Genomic DNA, 24,802 nt, shown 5'->3' on the forward strand with positions numbered 1-24,802 from the left:
CGTGAGTGAGGTTTCCGCGGGGGGACCGCAGAGTTACTGCGGCGGGTTTCCGTGCTTGCGGGACGGCAGATCCGCGTGCTTCGTGCGGAGCATCGCCAGCGAGCGGATGAGGACCTCGCGGGTTTCGGCGGGGTCGATCACGTCGTCCACCAGGCCGCGCTCGGCCGCGTAGTACGGGTGCATCAGCTCGGCCTTGTACTCCTTGACCATGCGGGCCCGCATGGCCTCGGGGTCCTCGGCCTCGGCGATCTGCCGGCGGAAGATCACATTGGCGGCACCTTCGGCTCCCATCACTGCGATCTCGTTGGTCGGCCAGGCGTAGGTGAGGTCCGCACCGATGGACTGACTGTCCATCACGATGTAGGCACCTCCGTACGCCTTCCGAAGGATCAGCGAGATCCGGGGCACGGTCGCGTTGCAGTACGCGTACAGCAGCTTCGCTCCGTGGCGGATGATCCCACCGTGCTCCTGGTCGACGCCGGGCAGGAAGCCGGGGACGTCCAGAAGAGTGACGATCGGGATGTTGAACGCGTCGCACATCTGTACGAAGCGCGCCGCCTTTTCGCTGGCCTCGATGTCCAGGACACCGGCCAGGGACTGCGGTTGGTTGGCGACGATGCCGACCACCTGGCCGTCGAGCCGGGCCAGGGCGCAGATGATGTTGCGGGCCCAGCGCTCGTGGACCTCCAGGTAGTCGCCGTCGTCGACGAGCTCCTCGATGACCTTGGTCATGTCGTACGGGCGGTTGCCGTCCGCGGGGACGAGGTCAAGGAGGACGTCGGAGCGTCGGTCGGCGGGGTCCTCGGAGTCCGCGTGGGGCGGGTTCTCGCGGTTGTTCTGCGGCAGCATCGACAGGAGGTAGCGGACTTCGGCGAGGCAGGTCTCCTCGTCGTCGTACGCGAAGTGCGCGACACCGGAGGTCTCGGCGTGCACGTCCGCGCCGCCGAGGCCGTTCTGGGTGATCTCCTCGCCGGTGACGGCCTTGACGACGTCCGGCCCCGTGATGAACATCTGCGAGGTCTCGCGGACCATGAACACGAAGTCCGTGAGCGCCGGGCTGTAGGCGGCGCCGCCCGCGCACGGGCCGAGCATGACGCTGATCTGCGGGATGACGCCGGACGCCTTGGTGTTGCGCTGGAAGATGCCGCCGTAGCCCGCGAGGGCGCTGACGCCTTCCTGGATGCGGGCGCCCGCGCCGTCGTTCAGCGACACGAGCGGCGCCCCGGCGGCGATGGCCATGTCCATGATCTTGTGGATCTTCGTGGCGTGGGCCTCGCCCAGCGCGCCGCCGAAGATCCGGAAGTCGTGCGCGTAGACGAAGACCGTACGACCCTCGACCGTGCCCCAGCCGGTGATCACACCGTCCGTGTACGGCTTCTTGGCCTCCAGGCCGAAGCCCGTGGCCCGGTGCCGACGCAGCTGCTCGACCTCGTTGAACGAGCCCTCGTCCAGCAGGAGCTCGATGCGCTCCCGGGAGGTCAGCTTGCCCTTGGCGTGCTGCGCCTGGGTCGCCTTCTCGCTGGGCCCCGCCAGCGCCTGCGCGCGGATCTCGTGCAGCTCGGCCACTCGCCCGCGGGCGTCGGTGGGTTCTCCTGCGGCTTCTGGGGCGGAGGATCCGGCATCGTCCAAAACGGTCATGTAGCGACCTTACGAAGTCCACCTAGCAAAGCGGGCCGTCGACTCCTCACAGTCTCCGGGTCGTTTTCCTGGTACCCCTGAACAGAACCTGGGCGGCATGCGGGTCAACCACCAGCTCAGGGGCGGTCTGGCTTGTTGGGGTTCTACAAAGGGGGCTGCTGTGGCGTGCTGCACACTTCGCTCTGGATGACCGAGTTCTTGGCCTGGGCCTCCTGCACCTTGTCGACGTTTTCCAGGATGCCCTTGATGCTTCCCGGACCCTCGCCCTCGCTGTAGCGGGTGAGGGTCAGCAGGATCGCTTCGTAGAAGGCGTCGCGTACGGCAGGGAGCATCACGTCTGAGGCGTCCAGGCAGCGGGCGGTGTCTTTGGAAGTGAGCCGGTCGGCGATCTCGTGCTCGACGCCACCGTCCCCGGGGCGGACCTTGTTGTTGGCGGAGAATACTCCGGCCGAGTCCGCCCAGTCCCGCTGCCTGGACTCGGAGGCGAGTTCGCGCAGCAGGTTCCTGGCGCGGCCGCTATCGCTGAAGAGTGCGGCGAAGTCTCCGGTCACCTCGTGGGCCTTCACCCGGTAGGGGCCGCCGGGCAGCAGTTCGGCCGAGTCCGTGAAGTCGACATCCTTGTCGCTGTTCTCGCTATAGAAGAAGGGCGCGAAGGAGCCCTGATGCTCCAGCATGCAGGCATCCTTGCCGAACAGAAGCCCGTTGCCGTCGGTGGGCCCCCGATGGTCGGTGATCAGGGCTCGCTTGGCCAACCCCTTGTCGCCTGGAGTGAGCAGGTTGCCCCAGGCCTGCCAGGCGCCCTGCACCTCTTCCGAGTCCCACGGCAGCTGACCCCGCACCCACCGCTCATACACTTCGGGCCCTTCTCGTTGCAGCAACAGATCCTCGATCCAGTCGCTGCCGGGCCAGCCCGAGGGGCCGTCATCGCCCATGCCCATGCGCCAACTCTCCTGCGCTGGAGGCGACTTGGGCAGTTCAGTATCCTTGCGGTGCCAGACGATGCTCTTCAGGTCGGCCCTCAGCGGCACCCAGTACACCTCTCCTGAGCCTTTGCCGGAGGGCAGCCAAGGCGGGCCCGTACTCGCTCTTCTCAAAGTCGTCGTCGTCCAGCTTCTGGAGGCGCTCCTGGTGGGCGTACTCGGCGAGTTCACCGAGGCCGGGCATGATCACGATGTCCGGGGGCTCGCCCGCCTGCACCTGGGAGAGCAGCACCTCGCGCTGCGCGGCGGTGCCCTCGTACTCGTACGGGATGTCGAGTTCATCGAGGAGTTTCTTGAATCCCGTTTCCTGGGGGCCGGTCCAGGCGCCGAGGATGGTGACCTTCTCCTCGCTGTCCGTCTGGCCCGGCGCGGCGAGTTCGCAGCCCAACGCCGTGAAGAGCAGCGCGCAGATGAGGAGTACGGTGCGGAGCCTGGTCAACGGGCCCTCCAGTAGTCGGCGTTAAGCCTGCGGCCGATGCCGACGGTGGGCAGGACGGCGACTAGGGTGCCGCCGCCAAGCGCGCCGTAGTACACCGCGTCCTGCCACGCGTGGGCCTCGAGCTCATCACGTACGTGATTGGACCTGGTGGAGACGAGAGTCTGGGCATCCTCGAGCCCTTTGCGCCTGGCCAGGCCGGTGTTCGTTTCGCGCTTGGTCTGTTCCGCGACGGTTCTGATCTCGGTGAGCGTGGCACGAGCGTCGTCCAGGTGCCGCTGAGTGGCGGTCGTGGTCAGGAGCGGGACCACGGCGAGGGCGACGGTGAGTACGAGGGCACTGAGCAGCCAGGGGTTGTAGTCGCGGCCGCAGCGGTCGCGCAGTACCCACAGCGCGGACAGCAGCGTCAACGCGAGGACCAGTAGGGCGAGTTCGGCCACGGCCCAGCCGGTGTACCCGATGGCGCCCATCGTGGCGAGCCGCTCCGCGCGATTCATCTGCCGGTCCTGCAGCTTGTCCAGGCGCGGCACCAGGCCGACCTGTCGTAGCCACTGCTTATCTCGAACTGGCTGGTCTGCGGATAGCCCGGATAGCGCCGCGGCACCGGCAGACAGCGGGCGATCTCGGTGGGGGTGGGCGCGCCGAGGTCCAGGGCGGGCGCGGTGGGCGGGCTGTGCCGGTCGCGGCGCAGACGGGCCAGCCAGTGGTCGAGCCCGGGCACCGTGCCGAGCCGCGCGCCGAGCAGCTGTGCGGAGGGCCGGAAGTACGCGGAAGGCTCGGGCGGGTCGGACTTGCCGCGCAGGGCCCTGATCTCCCGCAGCGCACCGCGCAGTTGGCCGGCCATCTCCTGGGCGTCGGCGAAGCGGCGCTCGGGATCCTCACGGGTGGCGCGCTCGACGACCCAGCGGAAGGAGGCGGTGCCGAGCCCTGGTACGTCGTCGCCGACGGCCCAGGTGGCCAGCTCGCGCAGGGTGACGCCGACGGTGTGCAGATCATGGGCGACGGTGAGCGTGGCGGCGCCCTCCGCCTCGGGCGCCATGTAGCCGTGGGTGACGTGGGCGGGCGGCTCGCTCTGGCCCTGCTCGCGCAGCCCGCCGAGGTCGATGACCTTGACGCCGTCCTTGTGGTGCACGACATTGGACGGCTTCATGTCCCCGTACACGAACTGCTTCTCGCCCCCGGCGTGCAGATGACCGAGGGCTTCGAGGATCTGACAGCCGTACGCCGCGACATCCTCGATGTCGAGCACGAACTTCCCTCGCCGGGTCTCCTCCACAACCGCTTGGAGGGTGCGGTCGCCTACGTCGTCCATGACGATGTAGGCGCCGGTGACCTTGCCGGACTTGTCGCTGCGCGCGATGAAGTCACGGATCTGGACGATGCGGGGGTGGCGGATCGCGACCAGATTCCGGCGCTCCACGTCCGCCTTTGCGGCGCCGTCCTCCTCGTACCGGTTGAGCAGGCCCTTGACGGCGACGACGTCTCGGAGGTTGGTGTCGCGGGCGAGATAGACCCAGCCCTGACCGCCGTGCGCGATGGGCCCGATGACCTCGTACTTGTCGCCCAGCACATCGCCCCGAGTCAGTTCGGGCCGGTACGAGTAGCGCTCGCGGCAGGCAGGGCAGTAGCCCTCAATCGGCACCGGGCCCTCGGTGTAGGGCGGCACGAAGGCGGTGCCGCACTCCGCCGAGGAGCAGGTCATGCCGATACGCAGAGGGGACTGGGCGCTGATCAGGCGCTCCTCCGGGGCCCGAGGCTCGTGTTCGGGCAGGGCCAGCAGCTCCTTGGGGCCGAACTCCATGGGTTTTTCGGGGAGTTGGGGCAGGCCCGGGTCGTCCTTCTCGGCGCGACCGCACTCGGCGCAGTAGCCGGTGGGCAGGACGGCGCCGCCGCACGGGGCGCCGGTGAAGCGGCGGTGCGGGCAGGAGGTCATGCCTGCCCTCCGTGGGAGCGGAGGCTCGGGGGCACATGGGCGAGGATGTCAGCGCGCAAGGCCTTGATCAGCTTGCGCAGCCGCTTCAGCCGCTCCTGCGGATCACTGACGCCGTCGATCGCGCGGCGTTCGGTGCGGCGCAGATCGGCCACCTCGGACGCCGAGCCGAGCGAGCCGCTACCGACTATGTCCCGCCTGGTCGCGTGGTCGACCTCGCGTTCTTCCAGACTGGTGAGCAGCAGGTCCGCGTGGTCCTCGAGCGCCGGCGTCAGCAGTACGTCGCGGACTGCCGTCCAGCCGGTGCCGCCCTCGGTACGGAAGACGATCAGCAGCCTGAAGCCCAGCCTGCGCAGCCTGTCCAGGAGCTCTATCAACGGCCGGGGGGCGGGCTCCTGGTCCAGGCCGTCGACGACGACCGTGACGGGTCGTTCAGGCTCGCGCAGCACCACCGGGCCCGGACTGTGCCGGGTGCCGAGCAGCCAGTCCTGGTACGCCAGATACCGTCCGGCCGGGTACTTGATGTAATCCAGGGCGCCGCCGGCCCGGGTCTGCTGGAGCGGCCGTCCTGGTAGCGGAGCTCGGCGCGTTGCAGCAGAAACTGCAGCGTGCGGTCCGTGCCGCTGTCCGGAGGCACGATGGTGATCTTCACCGGATCCTCGTCGGGGTCGTCGAACCAGGTGTGCAGTCGGCGCTCGAAGCCGTGGTCCCAGGCATCTGAGCGGATCAACTTATCGACCGTGGGCGACAGTTCGGCAATGCGCTCGACGGGGATCAGATACGAGAAGGCCAGCAGGTTGTCCTCGGGCAGCGGCATCCCCCTGTCACCGCGCCAGCTGACGATCAGCCCGACCACCTTGGGTGGATTCTGCTCGTCCGGTCTGGTGCACACGGCAGCACCGCTGAAGCCCCGGCGGACGCCCCCCTGCGGTGGACGGCGTCCACCTGCACCCACTCCCCGCTCACGCCGCCGATCGTGCCGTGCAGGGACATGCCGTCCTCGAAGCCTTTCGCGTACCCCGTGGCGTACACCTGGAGTCCGGCCCACATCCGGGGCTCCAAGGTGGCGGGGCGTGCCTGCGGGCGCGGGCTCTCCAGCCGGAGTAACGCGACGTCCTCGCCCTGACCGTCGGGACCGGGCAGCCAGCCGCCCTCGGCGACACGTGCCGCCACCGGTTCGATCTCCCGGTTCTCAGCGAATTCACCCACATCACGTCGTCCGGGTCACGCACCACATGCGCACACGTCAACGCGGTGTCCGGGTCGATCAGCACACCCGCCCCGCACACCGGACCGTTCGCGTCCCCGCGTCGCAGCCGCAGTCTCCAGTCCGCCCGTAGCTCCCCCATGCCGCATCAGCGTACGCGCGTCGCACGGCCCGTCCCTAGACCCTTGACCAGGATTGATCGGCCAATGAGCGGAAGAAGGGCGGGAGATGACGAGGCAGGCCCCGGAACCGCTCGTTCCCCGCCGGGGCCACCGACGGTCCGGTGTCCCCCGAAAGGACGACCCGCATGAATGTCGCATGAATGTCGCATACGTCCGCGCACGAGTGTCCGTGTACATCCGCACGTGGATGTACACGTGCGAATACCCGCGTGCGACCCGGAATAGTTCTATGATGCGCCTGGTTGAAGATTAAACAGCCTCGGTGCAGAGCCGAGGCTCGTCCCCAAGGAGCCAGTCATGGGCCTGTTCGGAAACAAGAACTCCAGCGGCAGCACCGACACCGCCACAGCCACCGCCGCGACTCCCGACCTGTCCGCCCTCACCGGCGACTACGCCATCGACCCGTCCCACACCACCATCGGCTTCGTCGCCCGGCACGCCATGGTCACCAACGTCAAGGGCAGCTTCACCGACCTCTCGGGCTCCCTGCACCTGGACGGCAGCGACCCGTCCCGCTCGACCGCGTCCCTCGACATCAAGATGGACAGCATCGAGACCGGCAACGCCGACCGTGACGGCCACCTCAAGAGCGCCGACTTCTTCAAGACGGACGAGTTCCCGACGATGACGTTCCGCTCCACCAAGGCGGAGTCCCTCGGCGGCGACGACTACCGCATCACCGGCGACCTCTCGATCCTCGGCACCACCAAGCAGCTCTCCATCGACCTGGAGTTCAACGGCTCCGCGAAGGACCCCTTCGGCAACGAGCGCGTCGGCTTCGAGGGCAAGGCGGAGATCCTGCGCTCGGAGTGGGGCCTCACGTGGAACGCGGCGCTGGAGACGGGCGGCGTCCTGATCTCCGACAAGATCAAGCTGAACTTCGACATTTCGGCGATCAAGAACGCCGGCTGATCCTGCGGGGCCGGTCTCTCTGCGCGTTCCGTCACGTCCCGCCGCTCTGGGTCGGGCGGAACTCCTGCGACCATTTCGTGTGCGTAATGTGCAACAGCCGTACCCAGTACGGCTGTTGACGCACGATGAACCTTCCTGGCGACCCGGCATGGGGAGTCCAGGGAAGTCCAGTTCCAGGAGACGCAGTTGAGCACGAAGACGGGACCGCAGCACTACCCCGGTGCGAGCCGGACGCATTGGTACCAGGACGAGTACGGCGGCGACGCGATGGAGGTCAACGCCGTCGTCCTGCACACCACGGAGGGCCGCACCCTGCCGGACTACGGCGGCGGAGCCTCGGCCCCGAACCTCACGGCGGTACCGGACCTGGCGGCCAAGAAGCTCCGCTGGTACCAGCACTTCGACATCGAGACCTCGTCCCGCGCCCTGGTCAACGAGTCGGGCGGCGTGGAGACCAACGCGCTCAACGTCTGCCAGCTCGAACTCGTCGGCACCTGCGACCCGAGCACCCACGCCAAGTGGGAGGAGGCGGGCGAGTCTCACATCTACTGGCCGGAGGCACCCGACTGGGCCCTGCGCGGCGTCGCCCGCTTCCTGGCCTGGATGCACGCCGAGCACGGCGTACCGCTGTCCGGCCCGAAGGCGTGGCCCGCTTACCCGAAGTCGTACGGGAACGAGGGCGGGCAGCGGATGAGCGGCGCGGAGTGGAACGACTTCAAAGGGGTCTGCGGGCACACACATGTCCCCGAGAACGACCACGGGGATCCCGGAGCGATCGACTTCGCCCAGCTCATCAAGTACGCGAAGGAGGCGCCGGACGCGAAGGATGACGGGCAGGACGAAGACTGGACGGCGCGCTTGACCGGGGCTTTTCGGCGTTGGACGGGGGCTGATCGGTCTTAGCCCTGGACCGGCTGCCCTGGGCCCCGGCCATCCTGGGGCCCGGGTGATCCCAGCTCGGCGATCGCCTTCTCCAGCCGAGCGGCCCTGACCTCCGAAGTCCTGGCCTTCAACAGCCCCAGCATGACCTGATACTGCCCGGTCCTGCCGAGCCGCTCGAAGGCGTCCTTCGCGCGGGGATCGCGTTCCAGCGCGGCGGCCAGATCGTCCGGAACCGTGGCGTTGCGCTGCGACTCGTACGCAACCGCCCAACGCCCGTCCGCCTTGGCCGCCGCCACCTCCGCGAGCCCACGGGGCCGCATACGCCCGGCCGCCGTGAGGGCCTCGACCTTGCGCACGTTCACCATGGACCAGTCGCTGCGCGGTCGGCGCGGCGTGTACTTCTGCAGGAAGTACGTCTCGTCGTGGCGCCGACGCTGCCCATCGATCCACCCATGGCAGAGGGCCACGTCAAGGGCCTTCGCCACGGTGACGGTGGTCCGACCGGAGCCCTTCTTGGCGACCTTCAGCCAGATCCCGCGCTCATGCCCGGCATGCGCATCGAGCCAGGCGTCCAGCTGTTCCGCGGTGTCGAAAACCTTGATCTCCAGGCCGTCGAGAGTGTCCATGGGGACAAGGTAGGGCGAGTGTAGGTCAGCTTCCGTCCTATTCCCCTCTGTACAAGCGCTGCAGATCCACCAGGACCACCTCGCCCTTGGCCGCAGCGGCTCGCAGGTCATCCGTGAATCCCGCGCCGCTGTAACAGGTGAGCCGCACGGCTGACGTATCGGTCCCGCGCCCCGCGAGCAAGGACTCGACGCGACGCAGGCGGTCGAGATGCCCGACGCCCATGACCTGGTCCCACTTGGCCTCGCCGAGCGAGAGCAGGACTCCGTTGTCCTGGCCCACGGCGCCGCGTACCACCACGTCGATCTCGTGACTCGTCTGCGCCGCCGGATCGGGGACCGTGCCGTACGAAACGTCGATCGGCATGCCTCCGAAGGTCTCCGGTGCGGCGAAATGGGCGACCCATTCGCGGCAGATCTGTTCGAAGTGCGGACCGACGACGGCCGAGAGGAAGCGGGCTCGGGAGCTCTCCCAGACCTGGTCCGCCAGGCCTCGGTCCAGCAGGGGCAGCTTCGGCCGTGAGATGGCGTGGTCGAAGGCGATGAGCGGCTCGCCCACCCGGTAGACGCTGCGGTTCTTGCGGAAGGCGTCCACTTCGCGGCGTACGAGACCGCAGTCCTGGAGGACCGTGAGCGGGTGGGTGATATCGCTGGTGGGACGCTCCAGGCAGCCGGCGATGCCGCCGGCCGTGGCGTTGCCCGAGGCGAGTGCCGCCAGTACGGAGTGGTAGAGGGCCCGGTCCCGCAGGTCTGACTCGTCGGCCAGGAGGTAGCGGGCCTCGCGGTACAGCGGGGACCGGGGCGACAGGGCCGTACGACAGACCCAGGCGTCGAAGTCATCCAGATCGGCGGGGACGTCATCGCGTACGAACTCCTTGCGATACGCGGGCGTTCCGCCGACCACGCTGTGCACGAGCAGCGCGAGCCGGGGGTCGTCGATGCCCCAGAAGGCGGCGGCCTGGCGGAAGTCCAGTGGCTGGACGATGAGTTCGAGCCCGGCCCTGCCCCGGAGGGGAGACGTACCGCTGAGCAGTTTGCCCATGAAGGCGAGGGAACTGCCGCAGAGGAGGAGTCGGGTGCGGGACTGGAGACGCTCCGGGCGCCGAGGGCCGTACGCCACCTGCACGATGGAGGGCAGCGAGGGCGTTGCCCTGGCCAGGTACGGGAACTCGTCGATGACGACGGGCAGGGGCCGCTCCTTGCCCAGTGCGAGCAGCGCGTCGATGGCCTGCTCCCAGCGGTCGAAGCGCATGGGGGCGATGCTGCCGGTGTACTGGCCGAGCTCTTCGCCGAAGCGGCGAAGCGACTCGGCTTCCGTGGCCTCGTACGCACAGAAGTAGAAACCTCCTGCCGCCCGGGCGAGCGAGTCGAGCAGGAACGACTTGCCCTGCCGCCGTCGCCCGGAGACCACGGCCATGGTCGCCTCCGGGCCTTCGTCGGCAGCGAAGGCCGTCAGCTCGCTCCATTCCCAGTCGCGGTCGAACATGTCGGAGGGTTTGGGCAGGTCGCGGGTGGGTCGGCGCACGGTCGTCTCCAGTGAGCACTTAGGGAAGTACATTTCCCGGAAATACACTTCCCCTAACGACCATCAGGTGAGTCCGTCACTCTTCGCTTGTACGGGCTCCGGGAGCCGGGCGGCACGAGCGAGCCGTGAGTCAGGCGACGACCGGGTCCGCGAGCACCTGGACGAGCGCCCGGCTCTGCAAGCCCTCGGGATCGGGGCTGGACAGACCGGCCATGGTCACCAGTGCCTTCCACAGGGCCCAGCCGCGGGCTCGGCGCCAGGTGTCGTCGGGCAGGCCGACGGCCCCGCGGAAGACCTTCCGCTCATCACCCTCGAAGTACGTCCAGGCCATGACGAGGTCGCAGGCGGGGTCGCCGACGCCGGACGTGCCGAAGTCGATGACGGCGGACAGCGTCCCGTCAGTGGCGATCAGGTTGCCGATGGCGACGTCACCGTGGAACCACGTCGGTGGAAGCGGCCAGGCCGAGGTCAGTGAGCTCGTCCAGACGGCCTCACAGGCAGCGATGTCGACGACTCCCGTGAGCTTGCCGAGGGCGGCCTCGACCTGATCTCCGTAGGCACTGGGGTGGCACCCACGGAAGTAGGAATGGAGACCGGCGGCCGGTCCCTGCCGGACAGGGGCTTGACGGAGAGCCGACAGGAAGCCACCGAGGTCGCGGGCCAACCGGGTTCGGTCGAGGTCCGTCGCCGTCTCGACCGTGTCTCCCGGCAACCAGCGCCGCACCGACCACGGATACGGATAGCCCGCCGCCGGACGCCCGACGGCAACCGGCTCCGGTACGGGCAGCGGCAGGTGCCCAGCCAGGACAGGCAGACAGCGGTCTTCCTTCTCGACGGCGGCCACGTACCCCTCCGCACTCGGCAGGCGTACGGCCAGCCGATCGCCGAGCCGGAAGGTCCGGTTGTCCCAGCCCTGACGTGCCACGGGCTCGACCGGAAGGTCGCTCCACTCGGGAAACTGGTCCGAGACCAAGGTGCGTACGAGTTCCTCAGTGATGTCGATCACCGGTCCAGTCTGCGTGCCCTGTCGGCGCCTGGACACATGTTTTTCGTCAAGGTCCGGCTGTGGGGCGGCTGTTGGGCGCAGAGAAGCCATTCTTTCGTACCGCAAACTCGCACCACACGAGTTTCCCTCAGCGGTGGGCCCGGTGTAATTGAGTGGACCGAGGGCAGCGGGCGTAACTAACCTGCCCCTCATGTCCAGCCCCGAGGCGTCAAGACTCCGGCCACCGGCTCTCCGGTGGCTGTTTGGGATGTCGGGCTGAAGCTCCTCGATCGGCGATCAAAGATCGACGATTCACGTCACCCCTCACCGTTGCCGGAACGCCGTGCCGTCGGCCGTGTTCGTTTTCGGGTGTGCGGAGTTTTTCATGCCGTTTGGGCTGTATCTGTTGGGGCTTGCTGTCTTCGCTCAGGGGACTTCTGAGTTCATGTTGTCCGGGCTTGTGCCGGACATCGCGCGGGATTTGGGCGTGTCCGTTCCGGCTGCCGGGTCGCTGACCTCGGCGTTCGCTGTCGGGATGATCGTGGGGGCGCCGTTGATGGCCGTCGTGAGTCGGCGGTGGTCTCGGCGTGGGGCGTTGTTGGGGTTTCTGGGGACCTTTTTGGTTGTCCATGTGGTGGGGGCGGTCACCAGCGACTTCTCGGTACTGCTGGTCACACGGGTTGTGGGGGCCTTGGCCAACGCCGGGTTTCTTGCCGTCGCTGTTGTGACAGCTGTCGGGATGGTCGACGCGAAGGCCAAGGGGCGGGCCACGTCCGTGCTGCTCGGTGGCGTCACCGTCGCGTGTGTGGCGGGGGTTCCTGGTGGAGCGTTGCTGGGGCAGGCGTGGGGGTGGCGGTCGGCCTTCTGGGCCGTGGTCGTTCTGTCCGTACCGGCTCTGTTCGCGATTCTGCGGTCCGTGCCGGGTGGGGTTTCCGACGTCGCTCGTGTCAGTGTGCGCCAGGAAGTACGGGCGTTGCGAGGGCCTCGGCTTCAACTCGCTCTGCTTCTGGGCGCGTTGGTGAACGGGGCGACCTTCTGCACGTTCACCTATCTCGCGCCGGTGGTCACCTCGGTCACTGGGCTCGGGGCCGCGTGGGTGCCCGTCGTGTTGGCGCTGTTCGGGCTGGGGTCGTTCGTGGGCGTGAGTGTCGGTGGACGGATCGCCGATGTCCGGCCCGTACCGCTCCTCGTGGTCGGTGGAGTTGCGCTGCTGATCGGATGGAACGTGTTCGCGCTGTCCGCCGGTAATCCGGTGGCGGCGGTCGTGCTCGCCTTCGTTCAGGGCGCGCTCTCGTTCGCCGTCGGGTCCACGCTGATCTCCCAGGCGCTGTACGCGGCGGCCGACGCACCGACCCTGGCGGGCGGCTTCGCCACGGCGGCGTTCAATGTCGGTGCCGCGGTGGGCCCGTGGGTCGGTGGGGTCGTGATCGGAGCGGGGTTCGGTTATCGCTCGCCGCTGTGGGTGAGTGCCGGGCTCGTGGGTGTGGCCCTCGCCGTGGGAGTGACCGGCCGCCGGAGTCGGGCCGTTGCGGCTCCGGCGTCGCCGCCCGTGTGACCAACGGCGTCGAACAGTACGCCGCCCCGTCGTCCGCGTACGAGAATGCCCCGACGGTCCAGGCGCTCTCCGCGAAAAGCGTGACACTTTCCCGGAAAGTGTCACGCTTTTCGCAACTCACCTCCCGGCAGAGGGGATTGGCCATCAGGGTCTTAACCCGGTGCGGGACCAGTCCCTTCACCCGTAGCCTTCGGCCATGACCTGGCTGCCCTCGGACTTCGTCCATCCCGTACGTGTCGAGTTGCCCGGTGGGCAGTGCCTCCGGCCGATCAGTGGAGCCGACGCTCCGATCGACTATCCCGCCGTGATGAGCTCGCGGGAGCGGTTGTGGAGCATCTTCGGAGAGGCCTGGGGGTGGCCTGCGGACACCATCACGTATGAGGCGAACAAGGCGGATCTTGAGCGGCACGCGGCTGAGATCGCTGCGCATGAGTCGTTCAACTACGTGTTGTTCGACGCGGCGGGCACCACCGAGTACGGGTGCGTCTACATCGATCCGCCGGAGAAGGCGGGCGCCGATGCCGAGGTCTCGTGGTGGGTGGTGGACGACGCCGTCGGGACTGAGCTGGAGCGGGAGTTCGACGCGTTCGTGCCTCGGTGGATCGGGGAGGCGTGGCCTTTTGAGCGGCCGCGGTTCATCGGGCGGGATCTGACGTGGAAGGAGTGGCTGGCTCTGCCGGATGCCGGCTGACGCGGGTCGCTCGTGCGGGGTTTTCTTCCCCAGGCCCGCCCTTCCCGGCTGTATCAATGTGCGGCTCCGCCGCGTGGGGGATTCACCCCCGGACCCCCAGAAGCGTTTACCGCGCACCAAGACGTCGCTGCGGCGGGGACGGTGCGCCGCAGCGACCAGAAAGTGAGTAGACAGATGCAACCGACGTTCGTACTGGTCCACGGAGCCTTCGCGAACTCCTTCTCCTTGGCACCGCTCCAGGCCGAACTCGGCCTCCTGGGACACCGTTCGGTCGCCGTCGACCTGCCCGGCCACGGCTTCGGGGCGACCTTCACCCGCGCCTATCAGGCGCCGCAGGACCTGGACGGGTTCGCCACCGCGCCCGGTTCGATCAAGGGTGTCACGCTGGCCGACAACGCCGCGCACCTGATCGGGATCCTGGAACGGGCCAAGCGGAACGGCCCCGTGATCCTTGTCGCCCACAGCCGAGGCGGCGCCACGGCCACGGCCGCGGCCAACGCGCGGCCGGACCTGATCGACCGCATCGTCTATGTCTCGGCCTGGTGCCCGGTCGCTCTCGATGTCGGCGACTACTACGCCGAGCCGGAGATGGCCACGTTCGACGCCGCTTCCCTGGCCCTGGCGATGGCCGGGAACCCTGCCGAACTCGGCCTGCTCCGCGTCAACTTCCGCACTGCGGATCCGGACGCCCTCGCGGCACTCAAGGCGGCCTTCCTCGCCGACGGCACCGACGAGGAGTTCCTGACCTTCCTGAGCACCTTCCAGCCTGACGAGAACCTGGACGTCGGCACCTCCGCCGACCGGGCGCAGGCCGCGACCTGGGGGCGCGTCCCGAAGACCTTCGTCCGCCTGGCCGACGACGCGAGCATGCCGCTCGCCATGCAGGACCGGCTGATCCGCGAGGGCAACGAGCTGACGCCGGACAACCCGTACGACGTCCGCACTCTCGAGGGCAGCCACCTGAAGTGGCTGGTCGACCCGGCGCCGGCGGCCCGAGTCCTGGGCGAACTCGCCACGCTCATCCCGCGTCCTGGGGCGCCTTCGTGAGCCGTGGGCCCGGCGATAGTTGAGCGGACGGAGGGGGCGTGCGATCGAACGGGACGCCCCCGCCCGGGAATCGGACACCCGTGGCCGGAATTCGTGCCTTGTGGTGGCGTGGGCGGCGTTCTCATAATCCTCCAACAGAAATCACCAGCTCATGCCGTTGAGGGCGCGATCGTCTGTTACTTCTTTGGCATGTGCCTGACATGAATTTCTGGCATTCATCCCCAAACATCAATGCCCAACCCCCCACGGAAGGCATCACGTTGAAGAAGCTCCTCAAGGCGTTCAAGAGATGCGCGGTCCTCGGCGCCGCCGCCCTCGCGATCGTCAGCCTTCAGCCCGTCAGCGCCACAGCCGCCACCCCGCCCGTCGTCGGCGGAACCCGCGCCGCCCAGGGCGAGTTCCCGTTCATGGTGCGGCTCTCCATGGGCTGTGGCGGTGCGCTCTACACCCAGCAGATCGTGCTCACCGCCGCGCACTGCGTGAGCGGCTCGGGCAACAACACCAGCATCACGGCCACCGCCGGCGTCGTGGACCTGCAGAGCACGAGCGGCCGAGTCCAGGTGCGCTCCACCAAGGTCCTCCAGGCCCCCGGCTACAACGGCACCGGCAAGGACTGGGCGCTCATCAAGCTCGCCCAGCCCATCAACCTGCCGACGCTGAAGATCGCCACCAACAGCCAGTACAACACCGGTGACTTCACCGTCGCCGGCTGGGGTGCGGCCGTTGAGGGCGGGGGCCAGCAGCGCTACATGCTCAAGGCGACCGTGCCGTTCATCGACGACGCCACGTGTGAGGGCTACGGCGGTTTCTACAGCGACCTCGTGCCGGGCGAGGAGATCTGCGCCGGCTTCGAGGAGGGCGGCGTCGACACCTGCCAGGGTGACTCCGGCGGGCCGATGTTCCGCAAGGACAACGCCGGTGACTGGATCCAGGTCGGCATAGTCAGCTGGGGCGACGGCTGCGCCCAGCCGAACGCGCCGGGCGTCTACACGGAGGTCTCCACCTTCGCCTCGGCGATCGCTTCGGCAGCGGCTTCTCTCTGACGTAAGTCTCGTACGACGACGTAAGCCTCGTACGAACGTACGCGGGTCCGGCGCACTCTGCGCCGGACCCGTTCCCCTTGCCCTTTACGGGATTACGGGGTGCCTCAGAAGCCGCCCCCGAAGTCACCCCCACCGAAGCCGCCGTCACCGAAACCGCCCCCGAAGTCACCGGAGGAGAAGTCCGCGCCGGAGACGTCGCCGCCCTCGTAGCCGCCGCCTCCGAAGTCGCCGTAGCCGGAGCCGTAGGTGGCCGCGTACGAGGGGCTGGCCATCATCGAGCCGAGCATCGTGCCGATGAGGAGGCCGGGGAGGATGCCGCCGCCGAAGTAGCCGCCGGCCCAGGGGCCGTAGGCCGGGCCCGCCTCCCAGTACGGGCGGCGGCCGGAGTCGGTGTCGACCTCGCGGACGGCGGGTTCGAGGCCGTCGGCCAGGCGGGTGCGGTCGGCGGCGCAGACCGGGACCTCGCGGGGTGTGCCGCCGTCGGGTGTCCAGGTCGCGTCGGCGACCGACGGGCCGTGGCGCGGGTCGAAGAAGCAGGGGGCGCGGCGCGCGGGCGGCGGACGGCCCTCGCGGCGCGCGGCGAGCATGGCGAGCGAGAAGCGGCCGTCCTCCAGGGCCTGGGTGACGGCACGCACCTCCTCGGGGCGCTGCGCCGCGGCCATGAACGACTTGGCCTGGTCGTACGCGTCGAGGGCGCGCTCGTAGTCGGCGCGCATCGCGTCGTCCGCGCCCTTCTCGGCGGGGTGGAAGTCGAGCCGGTCGAGCTCCTCGCCGAACGCGGTGATGTCCTCGTCGACGACCACACGGAGCTTGTCGAGCGCGGCCTGCCGCTCCTCTTCCTTCTTGCGGCGGTTGCGGCGTACGAGCGTGTAGGCGCCCGCGCCACCGGCCGCGAGCACGACGCCCGTTCCGATCAGTACGCCGGTCGGGTCGCTGTCGCCGCCGTCGGTCCAGCTGCTGGGGGCGGAGCCGCCGACGTTGGCGAGGGCGCGGTCAGTGAAGTCGTCGAGCTGGGTCTCGGTGCTGCTCTCGCCCTGGACGCTGGTGACGAGGTTCCGCACAGCCTCATCCGACAGGACCGTCGAGTCGGCCTTCGCGTCGAACTGGTCACCGAGCCGGATCGCGTACAGGCCCGTGACACCGGTCGCCGTACGCAGGTTCCGGAAGAGGTTCTCCTCCGGGAAGTCGGCCGGGAGCACCGCGACGAAGACCGGCTTGTCGGCGTCCTCGATCTCCTTGGCCAGGGCTTCGGCGTCGGCTTTCGGCAGCTGCTCGGACATGGACGGGTCGACGTACACGGGGCTCTCCTTGAGAGCGTCCGCGACCGTCGAGACATCCGTGGCGGCATGGGCGCGCGTGGCCCCGACGGACAGCACCGCCAAGGCCGCGAACACGATCAGGAGTATGGAGAGTCCACGGTTCAGTGCGGCCTTCATACCTTCGAAGTTACTCCTGTGCGGCGCGAAGCGAGATGGGCGTGCACGCCGGGCGCACGCACGCCCATCCGCCCCCCTCACTCCGCGGGCTCGACCCCAGCCCGCAGCAGTCCGTACGTGTACGCGTCCTCCAGGGCCTGCCACGACGCGGCGATCACGTTGTCCGCCACGCCCACCGTCGACCACTCCCCCGCACCGTCCGACGTGGAGATGAGGACCCGCGTCGTGGAGGAGGTGCCGTGCTTGCCCTCCAGGATGCGGACCTTGTAGTCGACCAGGTCCAGCTTGGCCAGCTGGGGGTAGATCTTCTCCAGGGCCACGCGCAGGGTCTTGTCCAGCGCGTTCACCGGACCGTTCCCCTCCGCCGTGGCAACGATGCGCTCGCCCTTGGCGAAGAGCTTGACCGTGGCCTCGTTGGCGTGGGAGCCGTCGGGGCGGTCCTCGACGATCGCCCGCCAGGACTCCACCTCGAAGTACTTACGGACCTTGCCCTCCACCTCCGCCCGGAGCAGAAGCTCGAAGGAGGCGTCGGCGGCCTCGTACGTGTAGCCCTGGAGTTCGCGCTCCTTGACCCGCTCCACGACCCGGCCGACCAGCTCACGGTCGTCACCGAGGTCGACGCCCAGCTCTTTCCCCTTCAGCTCGATCGACGCCCGGCCCGCCATGTCGGAGACCAGCATCCGCATGGTGTTGCCGACCTGCTCGGGGTCGATGTGCTGGTACAGGTCCGGGTCGACCTTGATGGCGGAGGCGTGCAGGCCCGCCTTGTGCGCGAAGGCCGAGACGCCGACGTACGGCTGGTGGGTGGACGGCGTGAGGTTCACGACCTCGGCGATCGCGTGCGAGATGCGCGTCATCTCGGACAGCGCGCCCTCGGGGAGGACCTTCTTGCCGTACTTCAGCTCCAGCGCGGCCACCACCGGGAACAGGTTCGAGTTGCCGACGCGCTCCCCGTACCCGTTCGCCGTGCACTGGACGTGTGTCGCGCCCGCGTCCACCGCGGCCAGGGTGTTGGCGACCGCGCACCCCGTGTCGTCCTGGGCGTGGATGCCGAGCCGGGCGCCCGTGTCGGCCAGGACCGTGGCGACCACGGCCTGGACCTGGGCCGGCAGCATGCCGCCGTTGGTGTCGCAGAGCACGACCACGTCGGCGCCCGCTTCCGAGGCCGCCCGTACGACCGCCTTCGCGTACTCGGGGTTCGCCCGGTAGCCGTCGAAGAAGTGCTCGCAGTCGACGAACACCCGGCGGCCCTGGGAGCGGAGGTACGCCACCGTGTCGCGGACCATCTCCAGGTTCTCGTCGAGCGTCGTACGCAGGGCCAGCTCGACATGCCGGTCATGGGACTTGGCGACCAGGCAGATGACAGGGGCGCCGGACTCGAGGAGCGCGTTGACCTGGGCGTCCTCGGCCGCCTTGCCGCCCGCGCGGCGCGTGGCGCCGAAGGCGACGAGCTGGGCGTGCTTGAAGTGGATCTCCTGCTGGGCGCGGGCGAAGAACTCGGTGTCGCGCGGGTTGGCGCCGGGCCAGCCGCCCTCGATGAAGCCCACGCCGAAGTCGTCCAGGTGCCGTGCGATGGCCAGCTTGTCCGCGACGGTGAGGTTGATGCCCTCGCGCTGCGCACCGTCGCGCAGCGTCGTGTCGAAGACGTGGAAGTCGTCGTCGACGTGGGAAGGGCCGTGGTTCTCGTCGGTTGCGTCTGTCATCTCTACTGGCTCCTGTGTGGGATGCGGTCTACCGGAATAACCGGCTCCACCGCCCTCATGATCCCTCGCGCTCCGTCCCGGCTGCGGGTGGGCCGGGAAACAGAAAAACCCCTCGCGGATGCGAGAGGTCTGCGCGCGGGTCGAGGACGACGGTGTCCGCCCGTACGTGGTCGTACGGGGCGGTCACTGCGGACCGGCGCGCCTGCTGCCAATAATCGTGGCGAACGAGAGCACGGGGGCAGTCTGGCACAGACCGCCCCCGTGCTCATGTTTGTCTCAGAATGCGAGCGGGACGCTACTCAGCGCATGGTTGCGCCGGGTCCGGCGCGCTTCAGCGCAGATGGCGTACGTACGCGTGCTGATGGTCGTAGCTGTCGCCCGGCACCAGGTCGGCCGAGTACGAGCTGAACGCCACCCGGCGACCGTGCGCGTCGATCACCGGCGAGCTCGCCGAGTCGTCGTTCAAGCCGCCCTCGGTGTCGACGCTGACCAGCTCGGTGCGCCCGGTGCGCAGATCGCGTACGTACACATGGGTCTCGTAGTCGCCGGTGTTCGGGCTGGACGAGACGAACGCGAGTCGGCGGTTGTCGGCACTGAGCGCGGCGAACCCGGTGGACTCCGACGGGTCCGCCGCGTCGATCCGGCGCAGCTCACCGGTCTCGAGGTCGCGGATGAACACGTTGTGTGCGTTGTTGGTGTCGCCCGGCGTCAGCTTCGAGTCGAGCGAGTGGAACAGCGCATAACGGCCGTCCGCACTGAGGGACGAGTACTCGGACTGAGCGTCGGAGACCGCACCGTCCGGCGCTTTGTCGGCCTGCCACAGCTTCCCACTCGGTACGTCGCGGACGTAGATGTCACTCCAGTCGCCGCTGGAGGGGAACGGGACGAAGTACTGGTAGCCGACCCGTTCGCCGTCGGCACTGATCGAGATGTTGGTGACCGACCTGGGCCGGTTGGCGTCGGGCACCTGGCTGACCCTGACCGCGGTGCCCGTCTTGCGGTCGACCCGGTGGACACTGCCCCACGCGTCGCCCTGGACGGGTTCCGAGCGTCCCGCGACCAGGGCGACATAGCGTCCGTTCGCGCTGATCACCGGCGAGTTCGCGGTGTCGTATCCGGGAGCGATGTCTTCGATCCGGTCGACCACACCTGTCTTGAGGTCTTTCACGTAGACATGTGTCCGGCCATCCGTGTCACCGGGCACCAGGTTGGTCGCGTCCGAACTGAACGCCGCGTAGCGGCCGTTGGCGCTCAGCGAGAGGCTGGAGACATCGCCGTCGCTCTGGCCGCCGTCCGCGGCAGTGTTCACCCGGCGGGTCTCACCGGTTCTCAGATCTCGTACGAAGGCGTCCCGCGCGCCGTTCGTGTCGCCCGCGACGAGATTGCCAGCCCGCGACTGGAAGGCCAGATACCGTCCGTCTGCGCTCAGTCCCTCGGCCGTCGACCAGGCGTCCCCATCGGTGCCGTCCGGTGCCACGCTGGCCTTCTCGGTGCGCGGCACGGGCTGCGGCGCGGCGGACGCGGGCAGCGCGACGCCGGTGAGCGCGATGATCAGGGCAGCGCCGAGCGCAACCCTCCGTGCAGTGGTCATGATTCTCCCCGTGTTCCCCGTTGGTCGCTTTCTCCCCCGGCCCAGCGCCGAGGCCCACAGGGATACAAACTCACCAGCGGTACGGGGTCAATCGGACGGATTACGTACAACCTGGACGGTGCGTCAGGAGTCCGTGCGCGTCACGCGGACGGTGTTCCGGGACCGCGAACGACCGGTCCCCGCCCTCCAGTTGAGGAGAGCGGGGACCAACAAGGCTTCGGGTAAAGGCCGTCAGCCGAGGTTGTGCATCCAGCCGTGCTTGTCCTCGCTCACCCCGCGCTGGATGTCGAGCAGCGCCTCGCGCAGTTTCAGCGTGACCTCGCCGGGCTGTCCGCCGCTCTGCTGCCACTCGCCCGCGTGGCACTTGACCGTGCCGACGGGGGTGATGACGGCGGCGGTGCCGCAGGCGAAGACCTCGGTGAGGCTGCCGTTCGCGGTGTCGTCCCGCCACTGGTCGATGGAGACGCGGGCTTCCTCGGACTCGTAGCCGAGGTCACCGGCGACCGAGAGCAGCGAGTCGCGGGTGATGCCCTCCAGGATGGAGCCCGTCAGAGTCGGGGTGACGATCTTGTCGCCGTACACGAAGTACAGGTTCATGCCGCCCAGTTCCTCGACCCACTTGTGCTCGACGGCGTCGAGGTAGCAGACCTGGTCGCAGCCCTTCGCGGCGGCCTCGGCCTGCGCGAGCAGGGACGCGGCGTAGTTGCCGCCGGTCTTGGCGTCGCCCATGCCGCCGGGGACGGCGCGCACGCGGTCGTTGGAGAGCCAGATCGAGACGGGCTTCACACCGCCCGGGAAGTACGCGCCGGCCGGGGAGGCGATGACCATGAACAGGTACTCGTTCGCGGGCTTCACACCCAGACCGACCTCGGTCGCGATCATGAACGGGCGCAGATAGAGCGACTCCTCGCCGCCGTGCGCCGGCACCCATGCCTTGTCCTGCTGGACGAGCAGGTCACAGGCCTCGATGAACGTCTCGACGGGCAGCTCGGGCATGGCGAGACGGCGGGCGGACCGCTGGAAGCGTTCGGCGTTCTTCTCGGGACGGAAGGTGGCGACCGAGCCGTCCGGCTGCCGGTAGGCCTTCAGCCCCTCGAAGATCTCCTGCGCGTAGTGCAGGACGTTGGTCGCGGGGTCGAGGGAGAGCGGCCCGTACGGCGTGAGCTGCCCGTCGTGCCAGCCGCGGCCCTCGGTCCACTTGATCGTCACCATGTGGTCGGTGAAGTGGCGGCCGAACCCGGGGCTGGCGAGGATCGCCTCCCGCTCCGCGTCGGAGAGCGGGTGCGCGGAGGGCTTGAGCTCGATCGTGGGCGTCGTCATGAGTGGTTGTCCTTCACCGGTTTGTTTGTGACGGGCCGCGCTCACGCCCGTACCGACCGATGGCCAGTGCGAGGACGTCCGAGCATTCCCTTGATCCGCGGCTCCGCGTTCGATTATCTCGCGAGCGGAGCCGTGGAGGATATGGGTGTGAATGCGGCCCAGGGGATGATGGTGGCACCCGGTGAGGCATAGGAAAAGCCGCCGGGTGCGGAAGCGACCCGGCGGCTGGCGAGAGCGCGGCGGGTCAGCCGGCTACTCGTACGGCGAGCGCGTCGCCGATTTCGTCGGTCGTACGGGTCGTGGTGCCGCGCTCCGCGAGGTCGGCGGAGACGGCGTCCTCGATGCGGGCGGCCTCGGTCTCGAAGCCGAGGTGACGCAGCAGGAGGGCGACGGACAGGACGGTGGCGGAGGGGTCGGCCTTGCCCTGGCCCGCGATGTCGGGCGCCGAGCCGTGCACCGGCTCGAACATCGACGGGAACTCGCCGGAGGGGTTGATGTTCCCGCTCGCGGCGACGCCGATGCCGCCGGAGACGGCCGCGGCGAGGTCAGTGATGATGTCGCCGAAGAGGTTGTCGGTGACGATCACGTCGAAGCGCTCGGGCTGCGTGACGAGGTAGATCGTCGCCGCGTCCACGTGCATGTACTCGGTGGTGACGTCGGGGAACTCCTCGGCCACCTTGTTGAAGACGTTGGTCCACAGGTGACCCGCGAAGGCCAGCACGTTGTTCTTGTGGATCAGCGCCAGCTTCTTGCGCGGGCGGGCCTGCGCGCGGGCGAAGGCGTCGCGGACGACGCGCTCGACACCGAAGGCCGTGTTGACGGAGACCTCGGTGGCGACCTCGTGCGGGGTGCCCTTGCGGATCGTGCCGCCGTTGCCGGTGTACGGGCCCTCGGTGCCCTCGCGGACCACGACGAAGTCGATCTCGGGCTGGCCCGCGAGCGGGGTGGCGACGCCCTGCAGGAGCTTCGACGGACGCAGGTTGACGTGGTGGTCGAAGAGGAAGCGGAGCTTGAGCAGGAAGCCGCGCTCGAGAACGCCTGACGGGACCGACGGGTCACCGATCGCGCCGAGCAGGATCGCGTCGTGCTTCTTGAGCGCGTCGACGTCCGCGTCGGTGAGGGTCTCTCCGGTGGCGTGGTAACGCTTGGCACCGAAGTCGTACTCCTTGGTCTCCAGCTTCACATCCTGCGGAAGGACGGCGGAGAGCACCTTCAGGCCCTGGGCAACGACCTCTCGGCCGATGCCGTCACCGGGGATCACTGCGAGATTGAGGCTGCGAGACATATCGGCACCCTACTCCTCCGTCCCACGGGATGACACGAGACGTCCGCGATACGGACACGTATGTACGACCCACGTACGGCCCGTCCACGGCCCGTCGAGTGACACCGCATCGGCCCGTCGGTCTCCGTTCACCCAGAAGTCAGGCCTGTGTTGGGGCTCGCTGGGAAGTTCTCCCACCATGACTGTTCCACCCGGCGGGTCACCGCCCGAGCACCCCGTCCCGAACGTCGGCATCCCCGAGCAGCTGGCCCGCCGTATGAGCATGGCGGAGCAGCACGAGTACCTGCGGGCGAGACTGTCGCGGCGGGCGCTGGTGACCGCGGGCGCCTTCGCGGGCGCGGGGCTGCTGGCCGGCTGCACGGGCGAGGACTCGGCAAGCCCCGCGCGGACGACGTCCTCACCGGTGACGCATCCCGCGACCGGCCGCGTCCCCGGCTCCGTGGTCGCACCCTTCGGCCGCCATCTCGCCTTCGGCGCCGACCCGAAGACGCAGATGCGGATCTCCTGGCAGGTGCCCTTCGCCGTCAAGAAGCCCTATGTACGGGTGGGTTCGAAGCCCTGGGACCTGAGCCGCAGGATCGACGCCGAGGTCCGGGACCTCACCACCCCGTCCCTGTCGAAGAAGCTCCCCGCGGTCGAGCAGTACTACCTGCACGCCGCCCTCGACGGCCTCAAGCCCGGCACGACGTACTACTACGGCGTCGGCCACGAGGGCTTCGACCCGACGTCGGCCGAACGCCTGTCGACGACCGGCTCGTTCCGTACGGCGCCCGCGCGCCCCGAGCAGTTCGTGTTCACGGCCTTCGGCGACCAGGGCGTCAGCTACGACGCGCTCGCCAACGACCAGGTGATCCTCGGCCAGAACCCGTCCTTCCACCTCCACGCGGGCGACATCTGCTACGCGGACACGACGGGCCACGGCAAGGACTCGGACACGTACGACGCCCGCGTCTGGGACCAGTTCCTCGCGCAGACCGAGTCGGTCGCGAAGTCCGTGCCCTGGATGGTGACGACCGGCAACCACGACATGGAGGCCTGGTACTCCCCCGACGGCTACGGCGGCCAGGCGGCCCGCTGGTCACTCCCCGACAACGGCTTCGACCCGAAGAAATCGCCGGGCGTCTACTCGTTCACGTACGGCAATGTCGGCATCGTGGCGCTGGACGCGAACGACGTCTCGTACGAGATACCCGCCAACCTCGGCTACTCGGACGGGAAGCAGAGCGAGTGGCTGGACAAGCGGCTCGGGGAGCTGCGCAAGTCCGTTGATTTCATCGTGGTGTTCTTCCACCACTGCATGTACTCGACGTCGACGCACGCCTCGGACGGCGGCCTGCGCGACGCCTGGCTGCCGCTGTTCACCAAGCACCAGGTGGACCTGGTCATCAACGGGCACAACCACGTCTACGAACGGACCGACGCGATCAAGGGCGGCGAGGTCGGCAAGCGCGTACCCGTGGGCGCCTCGACGGATCCGACGCGCGACGGGACCGTGTACGTCACCGCGGGCGGCGCCGGCAAGGAGCTGTACGGCTTTCCGGACGGGGTGAAGGACAGCTACGAGGGGAAGGTGAACGACCGGGAGTCGGTCGACAGCTTCCGCTGGACCAAGGGGAAGTCGGAGAGCCCGGAGACCGTGGAGTGGTCCCGGGTCCGCTACACCGGCTTCTCGTTCCTCGCGATCGAGGCGGAGACCGGCTCGTCCGCGAAGCTCAAGGTGTCGGCGCTCGCGCAGAACGGCGGGCGCGTCGACTACTTCGAGGTGCGGCGCGGGAGTTGAGACCCGCGCCGCACCACTTACGGGCGGCTCCCGGAAGGTGGGGGCTCAGTG

At 68.7% G+C, this 24,802-nt stretch carries 22 protein-coding genes and 1 pseudogene; 7 read left to right on the forward strand and 16 right to left on the reverse strand.

The window, feature by feature from the left end; all coding sequences use genetic code 11:
* Positions 1 to 33: 33 nt before the first annotated feature.
* The 8 genes and pseudogenes from IEZ21_RS03970 to IEZ21_RS47365 all read right to left on the reverse strand — a co-directional run bounded on the left by IEZ21_RS03970 (position 34) and on the right by IEZ21_RS47365 (position 6,193).
* On the reverse strand, positions 34 to 1,638 hold the full coding sequence (locus IEZ21_RS03970) for an acyl-CoA carboxylase subunit beta (RefSeq protein ID WP_033321067.1): 1,605 nt from the start codon (positions 1,636 to 1,638) through the stop codon (positions 34 to 36).
* 143 nt (positions 1,639 to 1,781) lie between these two features.
* A complete protein-coding gene (locus tag IEZ21_RS47345; protein WP_246567255.1) occupies positions 1,782 to 2,576 on the reverse strand; it encodes a hypothetical protein in 795 nt (264 codons plus the stop codon).
* Between the two features lie 37 nt (positions 2,577 to 2,613).
* The gene (locus IEZ21_RS47350) at positions 2,614 to 3,057 is read right to left on the reverse strand and encodes a hypothetical protein (protein WP_246567256.1); all 444 of its coding nucleotides are present in this window, start codon (positions 3,055 to 3,057) and stop codon (positions 2,614 to 2,616) included.
* Positions 3,054 to 3,551, reverse strand: a complete 498-nt coding sequence (locus IEZ21_RS03980; RefSeq protein ID WP_189320484.1) for a hypothetical protein — start codon at positions 3,549 to 3,551, stop codon at positions 3,054 to 3,056. The genes IEZ21_RS47350 and IEZ21_RS03980 overlap by 4 nt, the downstream gene beginning before the upstream one ends.
* Before the next feature lie 44 nt (positions 3,552 to 3,595).
* Positions 3,596 to 4,987: pseudogene (locus IEZ21_RS03985) on the reverse strand (serine/threonine protein kinase); the annotation flags it as partial.
* Positions 4,984 to 5,361: a hypothetical protein gene (locus IEZ21_RS47355; RefSeq protein ID WP_246567258.1), complete on the reverse strand. Its 378-nt coding sequence runs from the start codon at positions 5,359 to 5,361 to the stop codon at positions 4,984 to 4,986. The gene IEZ21_RS47355 and the pseudogene IEZ21_RS03985, both read right to left, overlap by 4 nt.
* A complete protein-coding gene (locus IEZ21_RS47360; RefSeq protein WP_246567260.1) occupies positions 5,358 to 5,801 on the reverse strand; it encodes a hypothetical protein in 444 nt (147 codons plus the stop codon). The genes IEZ21_RS47355 and IEZ21_RS47360 overlap by 4 nt, the downstream gene beginning before the upstream one ends.
* A gap of 26 nt (positions 5,802 to 5,827) precedes the next feature.
* Positions 5,828 to 6,193: a S1 family serine peptidase gene (locus IEZ21_RS47365; RefSeq protein ID WP_246567262.1), complete on the reverse strand. Its 366-nt coding sequence runs from the start codon at positions 6,191 to 6,193 to the stop codon at positions 5,828 to 5,830.
* Positions 6,194 to 6,670: 477 nt separating this feature from the next.
* Here IEZ21_RS47365 and IEZ21_RS03995 point away from each other — a divergent pair, with 477 nt between their 5' ends.
* On the forward strand, positions 6,671 to 7,285 hold the full coding sequence (locus IEZ21_RS03995; RefSeq protein ID WP_189320486.1) for a YceI family protein: 615 nt from the start codon (positions 6,671 to 6,673) through the stop codon (positions 7,283 to 7,285).
* Between the two features lie 186 nt (positions 7,286 to 7,471).
* A complete protein-coding gene (locus IEZ21_RS04000) occupies positions 7,472 to 8,188 on the forward strand; it encodes a hypothetical protein (protein WP_246567264.1) in 717 nt (238 codons plus the stop codon).
* Here IEZ21_RS04000 and IEZ21_RS04005 read toward each other — a convergent pair.
* The 3 genes from IEZ21_RS04005 to IEZ21_RS04015 form a co-directional block, all read right to left on the reverse strand.
* Positions 8,185 to 8,793 carry a YdeI/OmpD-associated family protein gene (locus IEZ21_RS04005; RefSeq protein ID WP_189320487.1) on the reverse strand — a complete coding sequence of 203 codons (609 nt, stop codon included), beginning with the start codon at positions 8,791 to 8,793 and terminating at the stop codon, positions 8,185 to 8,187. The two genes, IEZ21_RS04000 and IEZ21_RS04005, sit on opposite strands and share 4 nt — an antisense overlap.
* 37 nt (positions 8,794 to 8,830) lie before the next feature.
* The gene (locus IEZ21_RS04010; RefSeq protein ID WP_213089269.1) at positions 8,831 to 10,276 is read right to left on the reverse strand and encodes an AAA family ATPase; all 1,446 of its coding nucleotides are present in this window, start codon (positions 10,274 to 10,276) and stop codon (positions 8,831 to 8,833) included.
* Between the two features lie 169 nt (positions 10,277 to 10,445).
* Entirely contained in the window at positions 10,446 to 11,321 is an 876-nt protein-coding gene (locus IEZ21_RS04015) for an aminoglycoside phosphotransferase family protein (RefSeq protein WP_189320488.1), read from the reverse strand.
* A 364-nt stretch (positions 11,322 to 11,685) separates the two neighbouring features.
* On the opposite strand from IEZ21_RS04015, the gene IEZ21_RS04020 reads away from it, so the two are divergent.
* The 4 genes from IEZ21_RS04020 to IEZ21_RS04035 all read left to right on the forward strand — a co-directional run bounded on the left by IEZ21_RS04020 (position 11,686) and on the right by IEZ21_RS04035 (position 15,636).
* Positions 11,686 to 12,855 (forward strand): Cmx/CmrA family chloramphenicol efflux MFS transporter, encoded by a 1,170-nt coding sequence (locus IEZ21_RS04020; protein WP_189320489.1) that lies wholly within the window; start codon positions 11,686 to 11,688, stop codon positions 12,853 to 12,855.
* A 196-nt stretch (positions 12,856 to 13,051) separates the two neighbouring features.
* A complete protein-coding gene (locus tag IEZ21_RS04025; RefSeq protein ID WP_189320490.1) occupies positions 13,052 to 13,546 on the forward strand; it encodes an N-acetyltransferase in 495 nt (164 codons plus the stop codon).
* 174 nt (positions 13,547 to 13,720) lie between these two features.
* The gene (locus IEZ21_RS04030; protein WP_189320491.1) at positions 13,721 to 14,593 is read left to right on the forward strand and encodes an alpha/beta hydrolase; all 873 of its coding nucleotides are present in this window, start codon (positions 13,721 to 13,723) and stop codon (positions 14,591 to 14,593) included.
* 260 nt (positions 14,594 to 14,853) lie between these two features.
* Positions 14,854 to 15,636, forward strand: a complete 783-nt coding sequence (locus IEZ21_RS04035) for a S1 family peptidase (RefSeq protein ID WP_189320492.1) — start codon at positions 14,854 to 14,856, stop codon at positions 15,634 to 15,636.
* 104 nt (positions 15,637 to 15,740) lie between these two features.
* Here IEZ21_RS04035 and IEZ21_RS04040 read toward each other — a convergent pair whose 3' ends face one another.
* From IEZ21_RS04040 to IEZ21_RS04060, 5 genes are all read right to left on the reverse strand, one after another.
* Entirely contained in the window at positions 15,741 to 17,072 is a 1,332-nt protein-coding gene (locus IEZ21_RS04040) for a hypothetical protein (protein WP_189320493.1), read from the reverse strand.
* 77 nt (positions 17,073 to 17,149) lie between these two features.
* Entirely contained in the window at positions 17,150 to 18,775 is a 1,626-nt protein-coding gene (cimA, locus tag IEZ21_RS04045) for a citramalate synthase (protein WP_189320494.1), read from the reverse strand.
* A 331-nt stretch (positions 18,776 to 19,106) separates the two neighbouring features.
* Positions 19,107 to 20,366: a TolB family protein gene (locus IEZ21_RS04050; protein WP_189320495.1), complete on the reverse strand. Its 1,260-nt coding sequence runs from the start codon at positions 20,364 to 20,366 to the stop codon at positions 19,107 to 19,109.
* A gap of 231 nt (positions 20,367 to 20,597) precedes the next feature.
* Positions 20,598 to 21,686, reverse strand: a complete 1,089-nt coding sequence (locus IEZ21_RS04055; RefSeq protein ID WP_189320496.1) for a branched-chain amino acid aminotransferase — start codon at positions 21,684 to 21,686, stop codon at positions 20,598 to 20,600.
* 244 nt (positions 21,687 to 21,930) lie between these two features.
* Positions 21,931 to 22,971 carry a 3-isopropylmalate dehydrogenase gene (locus tag IEZ21_RS04060; protein ID WP_189320497.1) on the reverse strand — a complete coding sequence of 347 codons (1,041 nt, stop codon included), beginning with the start codon at positions 22,969 to 22,971 and terminating at the stop codon, positions 21,931 to 21,933.
* 178 nt (positions 22,972 to 23,149) lie between these two features.
* Between IEZ21_RS04060 and IEZ21_RS04065 the strand changes: the two genes are divergently transcribed.
* Positions 23,150 to 24,751, forward strand: coding sequence for a purple acid phosphatase family protein (locus IEZ21_RS04065; RefSeq protein WP_189320498.1), 1,602 nt, complete (start codon positions 23,150 to 23,152; stop codon positions 24,749 to 24,751).
* The last annotated feature ends 51 nt before the right edge of the window (positions 24,752 to 24,802 follow it).

The sequence above is a fragment of the Streptomyces flaveus genome (genome assembly GCF_014647675.1).
GTDB classification, from domain to species: Bacteria; Actinomycetota; Actinomycetes; order Streptomycetales; family Streptomycetaceae; genus Streptomyces; species Streptomyces flaveus.